The sequence below is a fragment of the Cupriavidus necator genome, from assembly GCF_016127575.1.
GTDB lineage: Bacteria > Pseudomonadota > Gammaproteobacteria > Burkholderiales > Burkholderiaceae > Cupriavidus > Cupriavidus necator_D.
Genome location: NZ_CP066018.1, coordinates 1,997,864 through 2,015,489, shown reverse-complemented (window position 1 = coordinate 2,015,489; position 17,626 = coordinate 1,997,864). Strand labels below are relative to the sequence as shown.

At 68.5% G+C, this 17,626-nt stretch carries 13 protein-coding genes; 6 read left to right on the top strand and 7 right to left on the bottom strand.

What is annotated here, in order from left to right:
- The first annotated feature begins 318 nt into the window (after positions 1–318).
- The 4 genes from I6H87_RS09410 (at position 319) to I6H87_RS09395 (ending at position 3,708) form a co-directional block, all read left to right on the top strand.
- Positions 319–1,458, top strand: a complete 1,140-nt coding sequence (locus I6H87_RS09410) for a porin (RefSeq protein ID WP_010814780.1) — start codon at positions 319–321, stop codon at positions 1,456–1,458.
- Positions 1,459–1,629: 171 nt separating this feature from the next.
- On the top strand, positions 1,630–2,631 hold the full coding sequence (locus I6H87_RS09405) for a tripartite tricarboxylate transporter substrate binding protein (RefSeq protein WP_010814781.1): 1,002 nt from the start codon (positions 1,630–1,632) through the stop codon (positions 2,629–2,631).
- 130 nt (positions 2,632–2,761) lie between these two features.
- Positions 2,762–3,265, top strand: coding sequence for a MarR family winged helix-turn-helix transcriptional regulator (locus tag I6H87_RS09400; RefSeq protein ID WP_010814782.1), 504 nt, complete (start codon positions 2,762–2,764; stop codon positions 3,263–3,265).
- Positions 3,262–3,708, top strand: a complete 447-nt coding sequence (locus I6H87_RS09395) for a hypothetical protein (protein ID WP_011616094.1) — start codon at positions 3,262–3,264, stop codon at positions 3,706–3,708. The genes I6H87_RS09400 and I6H87_RS09395 overlap by 4 nt, the downstream gene beginning before the upstream one ends.
- A 72-nt stretch (positions 3,709–3,780) precedes the next feature.
- Here the strand turns inward: I6H87_RS09395 and I6H87_RS09390 are convergent, their stop codons facing one another.
- Together I6H87_RS09390 and I6H87_RS09385 are read right to left on the bottom strand one after the other, a co-directional pair.
- Complete coding sequence (locus I6H87_RS09390; RefSeq protein ID WP_010814784.1) at positions 3,781–5,463, bottom strand: long-chain fatty acid--CoA ligase; 1,683 nt, start codon at positions 5,461–5,463, stop codon at positions 3,781–3,783.
- A gap of 188 nt (positions 5,464–5,651) precedes the next feature.
- Positions 5,652–6,314 carry a TetR/AcrR family transcriptional regulator gene (locus I6H87_RS09385; protein WP_010814785.1) on the bottom strand — a complete coding sequence of 221 codons (663 nt, stop codon included), beginning with the start codon at positions 6,312–6,314 and terminating at the stop codon, positions 5,652–5,654.
- Between the two features lie 208 nt (positions 6,315–6,522).
- On the opposite strand from I6H87_RS09385, the gene I6H87_RS09380 reads away from it, so the two are divergent.
- Positions 6,523–9,831, top strand: coding sequence for an acetyl-CoA carboxylase family protein (locus tag I6H87_RS09380; RefSeq protein WP_011616095.1), 3,309 nt, complete (start codon positions 6,523–6,525; stop codon positions 9,829–9,831).
- 13 nt (positions 9,832–9,844) lie between these two features.
- Here I6H87_RS09380 and I6H87_RS09375 read toward each other — a convergent pair whose 3' ends face one another.
- Together I6H87_RS09375 and I6H87_RS09370 are read right to left on the bottom strand one after the other, a co-directional pair.
- Positions 9,845–10,978, bottom strand: a complete 1,134-nt coding sequence (locus tag I6H87_RS09375; protein ID WP_011616096.1) for an aminopeptidase — start codon at positions 10,976–10,978, stop codon at positions 9,845–9,847.
- A complete protein-coding gene (locus I6H87_RS09370) occupies positions 10,975–13,083 on the bottom strand; it encodes a molybdopterin-containing oxidoreductase family protein (protein ID WP_011616097.1) in 2,109 nt (702 codons plus the stop codon). The genes I6H87_RS09375 and I6H87_RS09370 overlap by 4 nt, the downstream gene beginning before the upstream one ends.
- Positions 13,084–13,373: 290 nt before the next feature.
- Between I6H87_RS09370 and I6H87_RS09365 the strand changes: the two genes are divergently transcribed.
- A complete protein-coding gene (locus tag I6H87_RS09365) occupies positions 13,374–14,576 on the top strand; it encodes an ABC transporter substrate-binding protein (protein ID WP_010814789.1) in 1,203 nt (400 codons plus the stop codon).
- Between the two features lie 47 nt (positions 14,577–14,623).
- Here I6H87_RS09365 and I6H87_RS09360 read toward each other — a convergent pair whose 3' ends face one another.
- Genes I6H87_RS09360 through I6H87_RS09350 form a run of 3 tightly spaced genes read right to left on the bottom strand, consistent with a single transcriptional unit; the run spans position 14,624 to position 17,626 of the window.
- On the bottom strand, positions 14,624–15,655 hold the full coding sequence (locus I6H87_RS09360) for an ABC transporter ATP-binding protein (protein ID WP_167686585.1): 1,032 nt from the start codon (positions 15,653–15,655) through the stop codon (positions 14,624–14,626).
- A 26-nt stretch (positions 15,656–15,681) separates the two neighbouring features.
- Positions 15,682–16,680, bottom strand: coding sequence for an ABC transporter ATP-binding protein (locus I6H87_RS09355; protein WP_010814791.1), 999 nt, complete (start codon positions 16,678–16,680; stop codon positions 15,682–15,684).
- Positions 16,681–16,693: 13 nt separating this feature from the next.
- The gene (locus I6H87_RS09350) at positions 16,694–17,626 is read right to left on the bottom strand and encodes an ABC transporter permease (protein ID WP_010814792.1); all 933 of its coding nucleotides are present in this window, start codon (positions 17,624–17,626) and stop codon (positions 16,694–16,696) included.

Here is a 17,626-nt window from a genome sequence, read left to right as displayed (position 1 = left end):
TCGTTCCCGGCAGTCCCTGCGATCGTGGGGTGCGCAGCTGCGGCTGCGGTACGCACAGGGGGCCATCGGGATTACCCGCATTGTAGCTTGCCTCTAATCGGCGCCAACCCGCATCCCGCCTTGCATTGATGCGCCCGGCTACTCAGAAACCCTGAGTTGTTAAAAGAAGACAAGGGGGATTGGCCTGAGTAGTGAATTAAGGGTTGTTTGTTACAGTACTTCGCAACTTCCCAGGAAGTTTGACGCACGGGGGATGGAGACCAACAGGAGGTTCTCCCGGGCCGTCACCAATAATTCTTACAGTGGAGATCAACGAGCATGAAGAAATCGCTTCTGGCGCTGGCAGCGCTTGGCGCATTTGCTGGGGCGGCGCAGGCCCAATCGAGCGTCACGCTCTACGGTGTGGTGGATGCCAACATCGAGTACGTGAGCAATATGTCGAGCGTCACGCCGTCGGCGGCCAACGGATTTGCGACCGGCCCGTCGGAGAACCTCTTCCGCATGTCGTCCGGCGGCCTGTCCGGTTCGCGTTGGGGCCTGCGTGGCGTGGAAGACCTGGGCAGCGGCCTGAAGGCACTGTTCGTGATGGAAAGCGGTTTCGGCCTGGACGACGGGCGCTCGCAGCAAGGCGGCCGCCTGTTCGGTCGTCAGGCTTATGTCGGCCTGGAAAGCGCCCAGGTGGGCCGCGTGACCTTCGGTCGCCAGTACACCTCGCTGTTTGACATGATGGCCAATTTTTCGCCGACCGGCTATGCCACCCAGTACGAGCCGGTGGTCGCTCAACTGGGCCTGAACTTCCGTTCGGACAACACCGCCAAGTACACCGGCAAGTTCGGCCCGGTGACCGCGGTCGCGCACTGGTCGTTCGGTAACGGCGTTGCCGGCGGTGGCGAAGTCGCCGGCCAGTTCCGCCGCGACACCGGCTACGGTGCCGGCGTGTCGTGGTCAGCCGGCCCGTTCGGCATCAGCGGCGCCTATGACCAGTACAACCCGACCCTGAACGCCGCCGGCGGCACCGGCGAATTCAAGAAAGCCGCGGTCGCTGCCAGCTATGCCTTCGGTCCGGCCAAGCTGATGGCTGGCTATCGCTGGGGCATGAGCAAGCATGTGAACGACAATACGATCCTGAAGGACAACTACTACTGGGTCGGCGCCAACTACCAGGTCACGCCGGCACTGGGCCTGACGCTCGCGTACTACTACGACGACGTCAAGAACTTCAACCCGGCCGCCGCCACCGTCAACACCACCAACAACATCAAGAACCCCTGGCAGATTTCGTTCGTGGCCGACTACAACCTGTCCAAGCGCACCGACGTGTACCTGACCACGGCCTTCTCGAAGAACGCCGGCCTGAACTTCGACACCTCGGCGATCAGCTTCGCCAATGGTTACTTCCTGGGTACCGGCGAAGACAAGATGATTGGCGCCGCCATCGGCATCCGCCACAAGTTCTGATCGCCAGTCGCAAGGCTGAGCTTGAAAGGCACCTTCGGGTGCCTTTTTTCATTGGCGCGGCGCTGCAGCCCCATAGGGCATCACCTCATCGGCGCCACTGCGGGCGCCGACTAGAATGCACTGACCATAGCCCCCCAGGTACCGAGAGCGGGCCACACCAGGAGACCACCCATGCAACCCACTCGCCGGCGCGTCGTTGCGCTGCTGCTGTCCGCCAGCCTTGCCGCGCTCGCCAGCCAGTCGGCGCTGGCCGCAGACCCGTACCCGGCCAAGCCGATCCGGCTGGTGGTGCCCTTTGCCGCCGGCGGCACCACCGACATCCTGGCCCGCGCCGTGGCCGCAGAGCTGGCCAGGCTGCCGGGCTGGAACGTGGTGGTCGACAACAAACCCGGTGCCGGCGGCAATATCGGCGCGGACATCGTCGCCAAGGCCGCTCCGGACGGCTACACGCTGCTGATGGGCACCGTGGGCACCCATGGCATCAACCAGTCGCTGTACGGCAAGCTGCCGTTCGATCCGATCAAGGACTTCGCCCCGATCACCGAGGTGGCGGCCGTGCCCAACGTGCTGGTGCTGAACCCGGTGTTTGCGCAGCAGAACAAGATCGACAGCGTCAAGGACCTGATCACTTACGCGCGCGCCAATCCCGGCAAGATCAACATGGCCTCCAGTGGCAACGGCACCTCGATCCACCTGGCCGGGGAGTTGTTCAAGACGCAGACCCGGACCTTCATGGTCCACTTCCCGTACAAGGGCAGCGGGCCGGCGCTGACGGACCTGGCCGGGGGCACCATGCAGGTGATGTTCGACAACCTGCCGTCGTCGATGGCGCTGATCAAGAGCGGCAAGCTCAAGGCGCTGGCGGTGACCAGCGCCAGGCCCTCGCCGGCGCTGCCGGGCGTGCCAACCATTGCCCAGGCTGCGGGCCTGCCTCAGTATGAAGCCAGCTCCTGGTTCGGCATGCTGGCGCCGGCCGGCACGCCGCCGGACGTCATCCACCGCATCCAGCAGGAAGTGGCCAAGGCGCTGAACGCCCCGGCCGTGCGCGAACGCCTGCAGGCGCAGGGCGCCGAGCCTGTCGGCAACACGCCGGAGCAGTTCGCCGCGTTCATCCGCGCCGAGACCGCCAAGTGGGCCAAGGTGGTCAAGGATTCCGGCGCCAAGGTGGATTGACGCCGATTTGATCGCCGGCAGGGCGGCGGCGCGTATCGCGCATATACTTGAGGCATCAAATGTCGGCTGCCCGCCCCGTGGGCGGCCCCTGGCGGCCGCGGCCGCACACCTGCGCACCGATGCACTGAAGATGCCAAACCCATCCCCTGCCGCCGGCGCCGACAGCGCGCCGGTCGACCTTGAAACCCGTGCCGACCAGACCGAGCACGAAGCCCTGCGGCTGTGGTTGCGGCTGTTGACCTGCACCACCCTGATCGAGGGCGATATCCGTTCGCGGCTGCGCCAGGATTTTGCCTGCACGCTGCCGCGCTTCGACCTGATGGCACAGCTCGACCGCCATCCGGAAGGCCTGAAGATGGGCGAGCTGTCGCGCCGCATGATGGTGACCGGCGGCAACGTCACCGGCATCACCGACCAGCTGCAGCAGGAAGGCCTGGTCTCACGCGAGGCCCTGCCCACTGACCGCCGTGCCTACCTGATCCGCCTGACCCCGGCCGGGCGCGCCGCGTTCTCGCGCATGGCGCGCGCGCATGAGGACTGGATCGGGCAACTGTTCTCGGGCCTGGCCGAGACCGACCGGCGCGCCCTGTTCCGACTGCTTGGCCGGCTCAAGACCGGCCTGATCTCGCCATGAAGACCCGGCCCTATCTTGTCCTGTGCGGCCTGCTGCCGGTGCTGGCTGCCTGCAGCAGCACGCCGCAGCCGCCGCAGGTCACGCCGGTGAACGCCACCATCAAGCTTGGCCGCGTCACCGAGAAGACGTTCCTGACCCGCCTGGACGTGGCCCAGGTGCCCCCGTACTACGGCGGCGGCACCAGCGTCGGCGTGGGTGCCGCGGGTGGCGGCGGGGGTGGCGGCGTGGGCGTGGGCTTTGCCTTCGACCTGAGCCGGCTGTTCAACAAGCCCGCGCCGGTGCAGCAGGTGGACCTGTTCCAGTACAAGGTGCGAACCATGGACGGCACGATCGTGGCGGCCAACGCGCCGGCGGCGCCGGGGCTGGAGCCAGGCGCGTGCGTGCGGGTGATCTACCCCGACGGCAGCCAGGAAGCCCGCCTGGCGCCATCGAACGAGTGCTGAGCCGCCGCGGCGCAGCCTGAAAGCACAACGGCCTCCACTCGGGAGGCCGTTGTCGTTGGCAGCGGCTGCCGCTCAGGCGGCCTTGCGGCTGTCGCGCAGTTCGCGGCGCAGGATCTTGCCGACGTTGGTCTTGGGCAGTTCGGTGCGGAACTCGACGTACTTGGGCCGCTTGTAGCCGGTCAGGCGCTCCTTGCAGAACTCGATCACATCGGCCTCGGTCAGCCCCGGATCCTTCTTCACCACGAACAGCTTGACGACCTCGCCCGAGTGCGTGTCGGGCACGCCCACGGCCGCCACTTCCAGCACGCCCGGGCACTCGGCCACCACGCCTTCGACCTCGTTCGGATACACGTTGAAGCCCGACACCAGGATCATGTCCTTCTTGCGGTCGACGATCTTGGTGTAGCCACGCTCGTCCATCACGCCGATGTCGCCGGTCTTGAAGAAGCCGTCCGGGGTCATGACCTTGGCGGTCTCGTCCGGGCGGTTCCAGTAGCCGGCCATCACCTGCGGGCCGCGGATGCAGATTTCGCCCGGCTGGCCGAGCGGCACGTCCTTGCCGTCATCGTCGCGGATCACCACTTCGGTCGACGGCAGCGGCATGCCGATGGTGCCGGAGAATGCGTCGGTGTCGGTCGGGTTGCAGGTGGCCGAGGGCGAAGTCTCGGACAGGCCGTAGCCTTCGATGATCGGGCAGCCGGTCTTGGCCAGCCACTGCTTGGCCACCGCCTCCTGCACCGCCATGCCGCCGCCGTTGGCCACGCGCAGGCCGGAGAAATCGACCTTGCTGATTTCCGGATTGTTGATCAGTGCGTTGTACAGCGTGTTGACGGCCGGGAACATGTTGAACTTGTACTTCTGCAGTTCCTTGATGAAGCCCGGGATGTCGCGCGGATTCGGGATCAGCACGCTGGTGCCGCCGCTGCGCATGCCCAGCAGGCAGCAGACCGTCAGCGCGAAGATGTGGTACAGCGGCAGCGCGGTGATGGTGATGGGCTGGTCGATGTGTGCGCCCTTGTTCAGCGCCGGCTGCATCCACGCCTCGGACTGCAGCACGTTGGCCACCACGTTACGGTGCAGCAGCACCGCACCCTTGGAGATGCCGGTAGTGCCGCCCGTGTACTGCAGGAAGGCGATGTCATCCGGCCCCGTGGTGGCCGGCTGCAGCGTCAGCTTGCGGCCTTCGGCCAGCACGCTGTTGAAGCGCACGCAGGTGGGCAGCTCCCATGCCGGCACCATCTTCTTGACGTTGCGCACCACGAAATTGACGATCGCTCCCTTCAGCCCGCCCAGCATGTCACCCATGCTGGCCACCACCACGTGCTTGACCGGGGTCTTGGCCAGCACCTGCTGCAGCGTGGAGGCAAAGTTCTCCAGGATCACGATGGCCTCGGCGCCGCTGTCCTTGAGCTGGTGCTCGAGCTCGCGCGGGGTGTAGAGCGGGTTGACGTTGACCACCACGAAGCCCGCGCGCAGCACCGCCGCCAGCACCACCGGGTACTGCAGCACGTTCGGCATCATGATCGCCACGCGTGCGCCGGGACGCAGCCCGCGCGACTGCAGCCAGGCGGCAAAGTGCGTCGAGAGCTGGTCCAGTTCGCCGTAGGTGATGGCCTTGTCCATGCAGATGAAGGCCTTGCGGTCGGCATAGGTGCGGAAAGATGCCTCGAGCAGCGCGGCAAGCGAGCGGAACTGGCTGGCATCGATCTCGGCGGGAACGCCGGCCGGGTAGTGTTTCAGCCAAATTCTTTCCATAGCACCGTCTCCTGATTTCTGAATGGTCGTTCGATTTTGCCGAGATGCTAAACGTGCTCCCCGGTTAAAACAACAACTTAGACGAAGTCCTCGGGGCCACCGGACAGGCCTTGGTGCCCCTGACGGGCATTATGCGCCACCGATCGGGCGCAAGTAGGGGGATAACCCCTAGTGAGGCAAATCCACACTCAGCCGCCGCTGGGCAGCGCCAGTTTCATCATGCTGGCGGCAAGCTCCTGCGCCAGCGTCTCCGGGTCCATGCGGCCGGGTTCATGCCAGGTGTAGAGGAACCCCACCACGCTGCCGATCGCATGGGCCGTCACGCGTGCGTCGCCGAAGGCGAACACGCCATCGCGCTTGCCCTCTTCCAGCAGCGCATAGAGGTCGCGATAGAAGTCCCGCGCCATGCTGTCGAGCCACGCCACGGTGTCGGGGCGCAGGTACTGGTTGTCGCGAAAGCTCAGCGTGGCCGGCACATGGCAGGCGACGCAGCGCCGCGCCATCTCGAGCAGGCAGGCCTGCAGGCGCTCGCGCACCGGCAGCGCGGGGTCCGCGGTCTCGCGGATCACGGGCAGGCAGGTCTGGGCCGACTCGCGGCACAGGATGTCGAAGATCTCGTACTTGTCAGTAAAGTAGTAGTAGACCGCCGGCTTGGTCACGCCCAGCGCGCGGCACAGGTCGTTCATGGTCATGCCGGGATAGCCCTTGCTGTAGAAGAGCTGCGCGGCGGTATCGAGAATCTGGCGGCGGCGGGCCTCCTGGCGCTCGGCGATATGCGGGCGGGCCGGCTGCGGCTCTGGCGGTGTGCTCAACGGCGGGTTCAGCGGTGCGGATCTGGGTGCAATCGACATGATGCAATTCTCGCATGGCGGGCTCGCTACGCCAGTCCGGTCGAGCCCTTGCTTGACGCCACAGCCTGCGGCGCCAAAGGGGAAAGGGAAAACGGCCAATTGACGCCAATACCCGATCACCCCAGAATCTTACCCAGCGGTAAATAAATGTACCAACGAGTACATACCCGCACTGCGCCCACAACACACGCCATCAACGCTCCCGCTCATGACGAACCACAAGCTCCTGATCGCCAATCGCGGCGAAATCGCCATCCGGATCGCGCGGGCCGCCGCGGCCATGGGCATCCCCAGCGTGGCGCTGTACAGCGAAGACGACTGCGACGCGCTGCACGTGCGCAAGGCCGACGCGGCCGTGGCGCTGCCCGGCACTGGTCCGCGCGCCTACCTAGACATTGCCGCCGTGGTGGACGCTGCGCGGCGGGCGGGCTGCGGCATGGTGCACCCTGGCTACGGCTTCCTGTCTGAGAACGCCGACTTTGCGCAGGCCTGCCTGGACGCCGGGCTGGTCTTCGCCGGCCCTGCGCCCGACGTGCTGCGCCTGTTCGGCGACAAGGCCCGCGCCCGCGCGCTGGCGCGCGAGCATGGCGTGCCGGTCGTGCCCGGCACCGCCGGCCCGACCTCGCCGGAGCAGGCGCGGGCCTTCTTCGCCAGCCTCGACGGGCAAGCGGGCATGATGATCAAGGCGCTCGCCGGCGGCGGCGGGCGCGGCATGCGCGCCGTGCATCGCGCTGCCGGGATCGACGAGGCCTACGCACGCTGCGTCTCGGAAGCTACCGCGGCGTTTGGCAATGGTGCGGTCTACGTGGAGCGCATCGTCGCCGCGCCGCGCCATATCGAGATCCAGGTGGTCGCCGACGCCGAGGGCCGCGTGCTGACGCTGGGCGAGCGCGAATGCAGCCTGCAGCGCCGCCACCAGAAGCTGGTGGAGATCGCCCCCAGCCCGTCATTGGATGACGCACTGCGCGCAAGGCTGGCCGATGCCGCCGCCACACTGGCGCGCGCCGCCGCCTATCGCGGCATCGGCACGTTCGAATTCCTGGTGGAAGACAGCGGCAATGGCGGCCCATCGTTCTGGTTCATGGAGGCCAACCCGCGCCTGCAGGTCGAGCACACGGTGACCGAGATGGTGACCGGCGTCGACCTCGTGCAAACCCAGCTGGCCATCGCCGCCGGCGCGCGCCTGGCCGACCTGGGCCTGGAGCAGGCACCCGCGCCGCGCGGCATCGCGGTGCAGTTGCGCATCAATGCCGAGCACCTCGACGCGCAGGGCCAGCTGCGCCCGGCCAGCGGCACGCTGACGGCGTTCGAGCCGCCCAACGGGCCAGGCGTGCGCGTGGACAGCGCGGGCTTTGCCGGCATGACGGCGAATCCGCGCTTTGATTCGCTGCTGGCCAAGCTGATCGTGCACGAACCCGGCGGCAACTTTGCGCGTGCGCTCGCGATCGCCTACCGCGCGCTGTGCGAGTTCCGCATCGAAGGCATCGACACCAACCGCCGCTTGCTGCAGGATCTGCTGCAGCTGGACGACATACGCCGCAATGCCGTGCACACGCAGTACCTGGACCAGGCGCTGACCGCGCTTGCCGCCGCCGACGCCGACCACCCGGTGCTGCACGCGCCGCCCGGCCTGGCCGACAGCGCCCCGGCCGATGAGCACAATGCGCTGGCCGATGTCCCTGACGACGCCATTGCCGTGCCGGCGCCCATGGACGGCGCGCTCGCCGCCATCCACGTGCGCGAAGGCGATACGGTCAGGCGCGGCCAGCCGCTGGCCATCATCGAAGCGATGAAGATGGAGCATCCGCTGGAGGCGCCCGCCGCCGGCACCGTGCTGCGCGTGCTGGCCGTCGCGGGTGCCACGCTGCGCGCCGGCGCCGCGGTGATCGTGCTGGCGCCCGGCGGCGATGCCGGCCATGCCGCCGAGACCGCCGCGGCGGCCGACCTCGACCATGTGCGCGCGGACCTGCGCGAGACGCTGGAGCGCCACGCCCTCGGCCACGACGCCGCACGCGCCCAGGCCGTCGCCAGGCGCCACGCCCAGGGCGGCCAAACGGCGCGCGAGAACATCGCCCGGCTGTGCGACGACGGCTCCTTCATCGAGTACGGCGCGCTCGCCATCGCCGCGCAACGGCAGCGCCGCAGTGTCGAAGACCTGGTCAGCGCCACGCCCGCCGACGGCATCGTCACCGGTATCGGGTCCGTCAACGCGGCGCGCTTTCCCGGTGCCGATACGCGCTGCATGGTGCTGGCCTATGACTACACCGTGCTGGCCGGCACGCAGGGCTTCTACGGCCACAAGAAGCTGGACCGCATGCTGGCGCTGGCGCGCCAGTGGCAGGTGCCGGTGGTGCTGTTTGCCGAGGGCGGCGGCGGGCGGCCCGGCGATACCGACATGCCGGTGGTGGCCGGGCTGGACTGCACCTCGTTCATCCAGTTCGCGCGGCTGTCGGGCCAGGTGCCGCTGGTGGGCATCGTGTCGGGCCGCTGCTTTGCCGGCAACGCCGCGCTGCTGGGCTGCGCCGACGTCATCATCGCCACGCGCAGCGCCACCATCGGCATGGGCGGGCCGGCCATGATCGAAGGCGGCGGGCTGGGCGTGTTCGCGCCCGAGGAAGTGGGCCCGGTCAGCGTGCAGGGGCCCAACGGCGTGATCGACGTGCTGGTCGATGACGAAGCGGCCGCGGTCGATGCCGCGCAACGCTACCTGTCCTACTTCCAGGGCGACGTGCATGACTGGCAGGCGGAAGACCCGCGCCACCTGCGCCACGCCATCCCCGAGAACCGCCTGCGCAGCTACGACATGCGCGCGGTGATCGCCGCCATGGCGGACAGCGGCTCGGTGCTGGAGCTGCGCGCGGCGTTCGGCACCGGCATCATCACCGCGCTGATCCGCATCGAAGGCCGCGCCTTCGGCTGCATCGCCAACAACCCGCGCCACCTCGGGGGCGCCATCGACAGCGCCGCCGCCGACAAGGCCGCGCGCTTCATGCAGCTGTGCGACGCGCACGGGCTGCCGATGGTGTCGCTGTGCGACACCCCGGGCTTCATGGTCGGGCCGCAGGCCGAGAAGACCGCCACGGTGCGGCACGTGTCGCGCCTCTTTGTCACCGCTGGCGCGCTGCGCGTGCCGTTCTTCACGGTGGTGCTGCGCAAGGGCTACGGACTGGGCGCGCAGGCCATGGCCGGCGGCAGCTTTGCCGCGCCCTTCTTCACCGCGGCCTGGCCCAGCGGCGAGTTCGGCGCGATGGGCATCGAGGGCTCGATCCGGCTGGGCTTCCGCAAGGAACTGGAGGCCGTGGCCGACCCCGACGAGCGCGCGGCGCTGTTCGCGCGCATGGTCGACGGAGCCTACCAGCGCGGCCGCGCGCTCAACATGGCCAGCCACCTGGAGATCGACGCGGTGATCGACCCTGCCGACACGCGGCGCTGGCTGCTGCGCGGGCTGGCCTCGGTGCCGCCGGGGAGCCTCGGCCGCCAGGCCAACGCACCGAGACGGTTCATCGATACCTGGTAAGCGACGCGGCAGCTTAGTTGGCCGCGGTCTTTCCGCCCGCGGTCAGCGTGCCGGTGCGCGTGGCCGGCGGCGCCAGCCGCTGCAGCGCGGCCTCGCGCTCGGCGGCGGGCAGCGCGCCGATACGGGCAGCCTCGTCATAGAAGCGCTGCCAGTCGCCGTTGCACTGCGCCAGCAACGCGGTGAAGGCCGGCACCCACTGCTGGTAAGTGGCCACCGCGGCCAGGTGGGCGTTGGTCAGCGGCTGGTCGAACCAGCGGTCATAACCGCTGAATCCGCCCCACTCCGTGCGCAGCCGCGCGTACTGGGCGCGCAGGTCGGCAAAGATCTTTGCCTTGCTCTCGCGCTTGGCGCCGTCATCGAGCGGGGTCTGGTACAGCGCCACCAGCCGGTCGCGCGTGCCCAGCAACAGCGCGCGGAACTGCTGGCGCCGGGCATCGTACTGCCGATAGCTGGCGCGCGCGTCCTCCGACGCATCCTCGGCCAGCCAGCGCTCCACGCCCGCGGCTTCCACCGCGGTGGCAAAGGACTCGTTGAAGGCGGTGTCGTTGCGCACGTACACCACCTGGTGCGCGAGCTCGTGGAAGATCAGCCGCGCCAGTTCGCCCTCGGGCAGGTAGACGAAGGTATTGAGCAGCGGGTCGTCGAAATAGCCCAGCGTCGAATAGGCGGGGATGCCGGCAACGTAGGTCTCGAGCCCGTCGCGGCGCAGGCCCCGCGCATACTGCTCGGCATCGGACTGGGCGTAGTAGCCGCGGTAGCTGATGCAGCCGACGATGGGGAAGCACCACTTGCGCAGGTCCATCGACAGCTCGGGCGTGGCGAACACGCTCCACACCACATAGGGCCGGTGCAGGTTGGCGTAGCGGCGGTAGCTGCCGTTCTCGGGCAGCTTCAGTTCGCGCGAGGCGAAGTCACGCATGCGGCCGGCCAGCGCCAGCCGCTGCGCCAGGCGCCCATCGTTGGCGTCGCGCGCGTTGGCGATGGCGTCGGTCAGCGGCTGTGCCTGGGCCATCACGCCCAGATGGCCGCCGATCGACTGCGCGTAGTAGCCGACGGCCTCGCACCCGGCCGTCACCAGGACCACCGCGGTGAGGCCGGTCGCCGCCAGGAGTGCCGCCCAGCGCCAGCGGCCACGCTGCGGCGTCATGCCGGCAGGACTGCCCCTTCCGTGCAGGCCTCGACCTGCACCAGGCAGTCATAGAACACCGGCGCGCGGCCCAGGTCGGTCAGGCGCTGGCTGGTCAGCTCGTTGGCGTTCTTGCCGTCCGAGGCCAGCTTCTTCCACCAGATCGACAGGCCCACCACCAGCCCGCGCCGGGCGCGGTCGGTGACGCGGGCGCGCGCCACCATGCTGCCGCGGTCGTTGAAGACGCGCACCATGGCGCCGTGCACGATGCCGCGCTCAGCGGCGTCGGCCGGGTGGATGTCCAGGTGCGGCTCGCCCTCGGTGGCGCGCAGGCTGTCGACGTTGACGAAGGAGCTGTTGAGGAAGTTGCGCGCCGGCGGCGAGATCATCGCCAGCGGATAGCGCGCCGCCAGTTCGGGCGCGGTCAGCGGCGCCTCGTACTGCGGCACGTAGTCAGGCAGCGGGTCGAGGCCGTCGCGCGCCATCGGCTCAGAATAGAACTGGCACTTGCCCGATGCGGTCGGGAAGCCACCCTCGGCGAACGGCGCCGCCGGCAGCGCCAGCTTCTGCCAGCCCTGCTCCTTCAATGATTCCCAGCTGATGCCGGCCGCGCGCGCATCGCCCGGAATGATGGCCTGCGCGGCGATGGCCTCGTCGCTGTCGGCAAAGCACGCCTCGGTGAAGCCCAGGCGCTGGGCCAGCCGGCGGAAGATCTCAGTATTGGGCAGGGCCTCGCCCATCGGCGCGATGGCGGCGTTGTTGGCCAGTAAATAGGTGTGGCCGTAGGCCTTGTGCACGTCGGTGTGCTCAAGCTGCGTGGTCGCCGGCAGCAGGATGTCGGCATAGTCGGCGGTGTCGGTGCGGAAGTGCTCCAGCACCACCGTGAACAGGTCCTCGCGCGCGAAGCCCGCGGCGACCTTGCCGGATTCCGGCGCCACCGCGACCGGGTTGCTGTTGTACACCACCACGGCCTCGATGCGCGGCGCGCCGGGCGCGGGCTCGGCCAGCAGCGCGTCGCCGATGGTGCTCATGTTGACGATGCGCGGCAGCGTCTGCGGCCAGCCAGGCAGCAGGTCGGGGCGCTGCAGCGCGGCTTCGTTGATCGGGAAGAAGCCAGAGGTCGACAGCTGCAGCCCGCCCGCGGGCTGGCGCCAGGCGCCCACCAGCGACGGCAGGCACGCCACCGCGCGCACCGCCTGGCCGCCGCCGTGCACACGCTGCATGCCGTAGTTCAGGCGGATTGCCACCGGCTGGCGCTCGCGCACCGCCAGCTGGCCGTAGAGGCCGGCCAGCCATTCGATGTCCTCGGCCGGGATGCCGCAGATCTCGGCCGCGCGTGCCGGGGTGTAGGCCTGCGCGCGCTCGCGCAGCGCCTCGAAGCCGACGGTGTGGCGTTCGATGTAGTCGTGGTCGAGCAGGTCGTCGCGGATCAGCACATGGATCAGCGCCAGCGCCAGCGCGCCGTCGGTGCCGGGCATCGGCGCGATATGGCGGTGGCACTTCTCGGCGCTCAGCGAGCGGTACGGGTCGATTGCCACCAGCGTGGCGCCGCGCCGCTTGGCTTCCTGCGCGCGGGTCCAGAAATGCAGGTTGGAGGCAATCGGGTTGCCGCCCCAGATGATCACCAGCCTGGCATCGACCACGTGCTCCATGTCCATGCCCACGCTGGCGCCATAGGTGTAGCGCAGCGCGGTGGCGCCGGCGCTGGCGCAGATGGTGCGGTCCAGCCGCGACGCGCCCAGCTTGTTGAAGAAGCGCGCGGCCATGCTCTCGCCCTGCACCAGCCCCATGGTGCCGGCGTAGCTGTACGGCACGATCGCCTGCGGATCGCGCGCCGCGATCGCCTGCAGGCGGGTGGCGATGGTGTCGAGCGCCTCGTCCCAGGAGATCGGCGCGAACTTGCCTTCGCCCTTCCTGCCGATGCGCTTCATCGGTGTCAGCAGCCGGTCCGGGTGGTAGGTGCGCTCGGTGTAGCGCGACACCTTGGTGCACAGCACGCCCTGCGTGCCGGGATGGTCGGGATCGCCCGCTACCTTGACGGCACGGCCGTCCTCGACGGTGACGAGCAAGGCACAAGTGTCGGGGCAGTCATGCGGGCAGGCGGCGCGGACGATGCGGGAAGCCATGGGGTCTCCGGGCGGGGTGTGTTGTTTTTTCGTTCGGTCGTACGGAACTGGAGATGCCGGCGCAGGCGCGCTGGTAGCGGCGCCCGAGCCGCGCCGGCGGGCGGCGCTTTCCCGGCCGTGCGGGGGGATGGCGGGGAGTATCTCGATCCGATTGTATTCGATTATGATGTGCCGGCGCGCTGCCGGCACAGACCGGTACGCGCACCATGCCGCACGACGTGAGCAATTCGCCGGCAAGAGACCGGCCGACGCGGCAAACGGGTAACCGAACCACATTTCGCGGGGGGTTTATGTCGTTCCGATCCGGGGTCAATGGCCGGCTTGCCGGCCTGCTGGTGGCGTGCGCCATCGGCACGGGTGGCGCATCCTGCGCTGCCTTCGCAGCCAACACGGCGGGCACCCCCGCCACATCCGAAAACGGCGTCACCGCCGACACCATCCTGCTGGGCCAGTCCGCCGCGCTGACCGGCCCGACCGCCGTGCTCGGCAAGCAGATGAACTCGGGCGCACGGCTGTATTTCGACCATATCAACCAGCAGGGCGGCATCCACGGCCGCAAGATCCGGCTGGAGGCGCTGGACGACTACTACGAGCCCGAGCCCGCCGCCAGGAACACCAGGAAGCTGATCGAGGAAGACCGCGTCTTCGCCCTCTTCGGCTATGTCGGCACGCCCACCAGCCAGGCCGCGCTGCCGCTGGCAATCCAGGCCCGGGTGCCGTTCTTCGGCCCGTACACCGGGGCGCAGTCGCTGCGCGAGCCGCGCAGCCGCTACGTCTTCCATGTGCGCGCCGGCTACAACGAGGAAACCGCGGCCATCCTGCGCCAGATCCAGACCACCGGGCTCAAGCGCGTGGCCGTGGTCTACAACGAGGACGCCTACGGCAAGGCCGGGCTGGATGGCCTGGAGCGCGCGCTCAAGGCCGCGCCCGACAGCGGCGTGCAGATCGTCGCGCGCGAGCCCGTGGTCCGCAACACCACGGAAATCGGCGACGCCATCCAGGGTTCGATAAAGGCCAGGCCCGACGCCGTGGTGATGATCAGCGCCTACCGCACCGCCGGCGCCTTCGTGAAGGAAGCGCTGCGCCGCGGCTACAACGGCCAGTTCTACAACGTCTCCTTCGTCGGCACGCAGGCGCTGGCCAACGAGGTCGGCGCGCAGGGCAGCGGCGTGATCATCTCGCAGGTGATGCCGCACCCGGGCAACGCCACGCTGCCGATCGTGCGGGAGTACCTGCGCCTGCTGCAGGCCGCCGGCAAGCCCAGCGAATTCGACTACGCCAGCATCGAAGGCTTTATCTCCGCCAAGACGTTCACCGAGGGCCTGCGCCGCGCGGGCAAGGACCTGACGCGCGAGAAGCTGGTGACCGCGCTGGAGTCAATGCGCAGCTATGACCTCGGCGGGTTTATCATCAACTTCACGCCGGAGAACCACGTGGGTTCGAAGTTTGTGGAGATGACGATCATCAATTCGAAGGGGCAGGTGATCCGCTGAGATTCAAGGTTTTCTCCTCCCTCGCGCAGGGAGGAGAAAACCAGGCCCTACTCCATGTCGTTCAGGTGACACGCCGAGAACCGCATCGGCGCAATCTCCTTCAGCAGCGGCTGCTCTTCCCGGCAACGCGGCATCGCATGCGGGCAGCGCGGGTGGAAGTGGCAGCCCGGCGGCGGGTTCAGCGGCGACGGGATCTCGCCGCGGATCGCCACATAGGTCTTGCGGGCCACCTCCAGCTTGGGCGCTTCGGCCAGCAGGGCCTGGGTATAGGGATGGTTGGGCGCGGCGAACACGTCTTCGGTCGGCGCGGATTCCACCACCCGCCCCAGGTACATGATCACCACGCGGTCGCTGATGTGCTTGACCACGCCCAGGTCATGGCTGATGAACAGGTAGGTCAGGTTCAGGTCTTCACGCAGGCGCATGAACAGGTTCAGCACCTGGGCCTGGATCGACACGTCCAGCGCCGCCACCGACTCGTCGCACACCAGGAACTCGGGCTTGACCGCCAGCGCCCGGGCAATGCCGATGCGCGCGCGCTGCCCGCCGGAGAACTGGTGCGGAAAGCGCCGCAGCACGGTCGGGTCCATGCCCACGCGCACCAGCATGTCTTCCACATAGCCCTTCTGCGCGCCGCGCTCGACCATGCCGTGCACCACCGGCGCCTCGCCCACGATATCCAGCACGCGCAGCCGCGGATTGAGCGAGGCGTACGGGTCCTGGAAGATCATCTGGATCGCCAGCTGCTTCTCGCGGCGCTTGTCGGGTGGCAGGTGGTCCAGGTTGATGCCGCGCCACAGGCGCTCGCCCTCGGTCAGCGAGTGCAGGCCCACGGCCATGCGCCCGAGCGTGGACTTGCCGCAGCCGGACTCGCCGACCAGGCCCACCACTTCGCCGGCGCGGATGCTCAGGTCGACACGGTCGACCGCGTGCACCACCTCGTCATGCGCATGGGCGCCGAACAGGTTGGCGATGCGCGCGGCGGTGTCGAGCGACTTGACGAAGCGCTTGGACACGCCGCGCAGCTCCAGGATCGGCGCGCTCGGCGTGCCCCCCTCTTCCGCTGCAGGATTCGTCATCGGTCGGGATTGCAGTTCAGTTGCGCTCATGCTGCCTCCTGGTTGGCCAGCACCGGATGGAAGCAGCGCAGGCGGCGGCCGTCGGCGGCAGTCTCCAGCGGCGGCTCGGTCTTGCAGGCAGCGGTGGCGTAGGGACAGCGTTCGCGGAACGCGCAGCCGCCCGGCAGGTTCAGCAGCGACGGCGTCATGCCCGGGATCTGCCGCAGCGGCGTGCCGCGCGGATTGCGCGACGGCGCCGAGCTGATCAGCCCGTGGGTGTAGGGGTGCTCGGGGTGCTCCAGCACCTGGCGCACGTCGCCGGCCTCGACGATCTTGCCGGCGTACATCACGCACACGGTATCGGCCAGTCCCGCCACCACCGACAGGTCGTGCGTGATCCAGATCAACGCCGTGCCCGATTCGCGGCACAGGGTCTGCATCTCGTACAGGATCTGGCCCTGGATGGTGACGTCCAGCGCGGTGGTGGGCTCGTCGGCAATGATCAGGTCGGGCTTGTTCAGCAGCGCGATCGCGATCGCCACGCGCTGGCGCATGCCGCCCGAGAACTGGTGCGGATAGGCCTGCAGGCGCTCGTCCGGCGACGGGATGCCGACCCGCGCCAGCGCATTGCGCGCGCGTTCGCGCGCCACCGCCTTGCCTACCTTCTCATGGGCCAGCACCGCCTCGATCATCTGCGTGTCGATGCGCAGGACCGGGTTCAGCGTCATCATCGGGTCCTGGAAGATCATCGCGATGCGGTTGCCGCGCACGTCGCGCTGCTGCGCCGGCGTGAGCGCGCGCAGGTCGCGGGTGATGCCGTCGCGGCTGGTCAGCGCGATGCGGCCGTCGACGATCTTCCCGGGCGGATCGATCAGGCCCATGATCGAATACCCGGTCATGGACTTGCCCGAGCCGGACTCGCCCACCAGCCCCATGATCTCGCCGCGGCCCACGGTGAAGGACACGTCGTCGACGGCCTTGGCGATGCCGCCGCGCGTGTGGAATTGCGTCTTCAGGTGTTCAACCACCAATGTCGGTTGTGCCATGTACCGCTCCTGGTTATTGCGTCTGCAGGCGCGGGTTGAGGACGTCGCGCAACTGGTCGGCCACCAGGTTCATCGCCACGATGGTGACCACCAGCGCAATGCCCGGGAAGAAGCTGATCCAGTACTTGCCCGACAGCATGTACTGCTGGCCGTTGGAGATCAGCGAGCCCAGCGAGGGCTCCGTGACCGGCACGCCCAGCCCGAGGAAGGACAGCGTCGCTTCCAGCGTGATCGCCGAGGCCACCTGCAGCGCCGCGATCACGATCAGCGGCGGCAGGCAGTTGGGCAGCAGGTGGCGGAACATGATGCGCATCGGCGGCAGGCCCAGGCAGGTGGCGGCCTCGATATATTCCTTGCGGCGCTCCACCAGTGCGGCGCTGCGCGTGGTGCGGGCGTAGTAGGCCCACTGTACCGCCACCAGCGCGATCACGATATTGCCCAGGCCCGGGCGCAGGAAGGCTAGCAGGATCAGCGCCAGCAGGATCGGCGGGAACGACAGCTGCAGGTCGGCCACGCGCATGATGAAGGCCTCGGTGCGACCGCCCAGGAAGCCGGCCAGCAGGCCGAGCGTGGCGCCCAGCAGCAGCGCGATCACGGTGCTGACCACGCCCACGCCGATGCTGATGCGCAGGCCGTACATCACCGCCGACAGGATGTCGCGGCCCTGCTCGTCCGAACCCAGCAGGAAGGTCATGCCGGTGCCGGCCTGCTCGCCCGGCGCCAGGCGCGCGTCGAGCACGTCCAGCGTGGCCAGGTCATAGGGGTTCTGCGGCGCCAGCCACGGCGCGAAGATGGCGATCAGGATGATGACGACCAGCGTGGCCAGTCCGGCCACAGCAATCTTGCTGGAGAAGAACTCCGCGGCAAAGCGCCGCCACGGCGATTGTTCGCGCGCCGCGGCGAGCGGCGGGGTCTTGTCCTCTTGTTCTACAGATACGGCACTCAT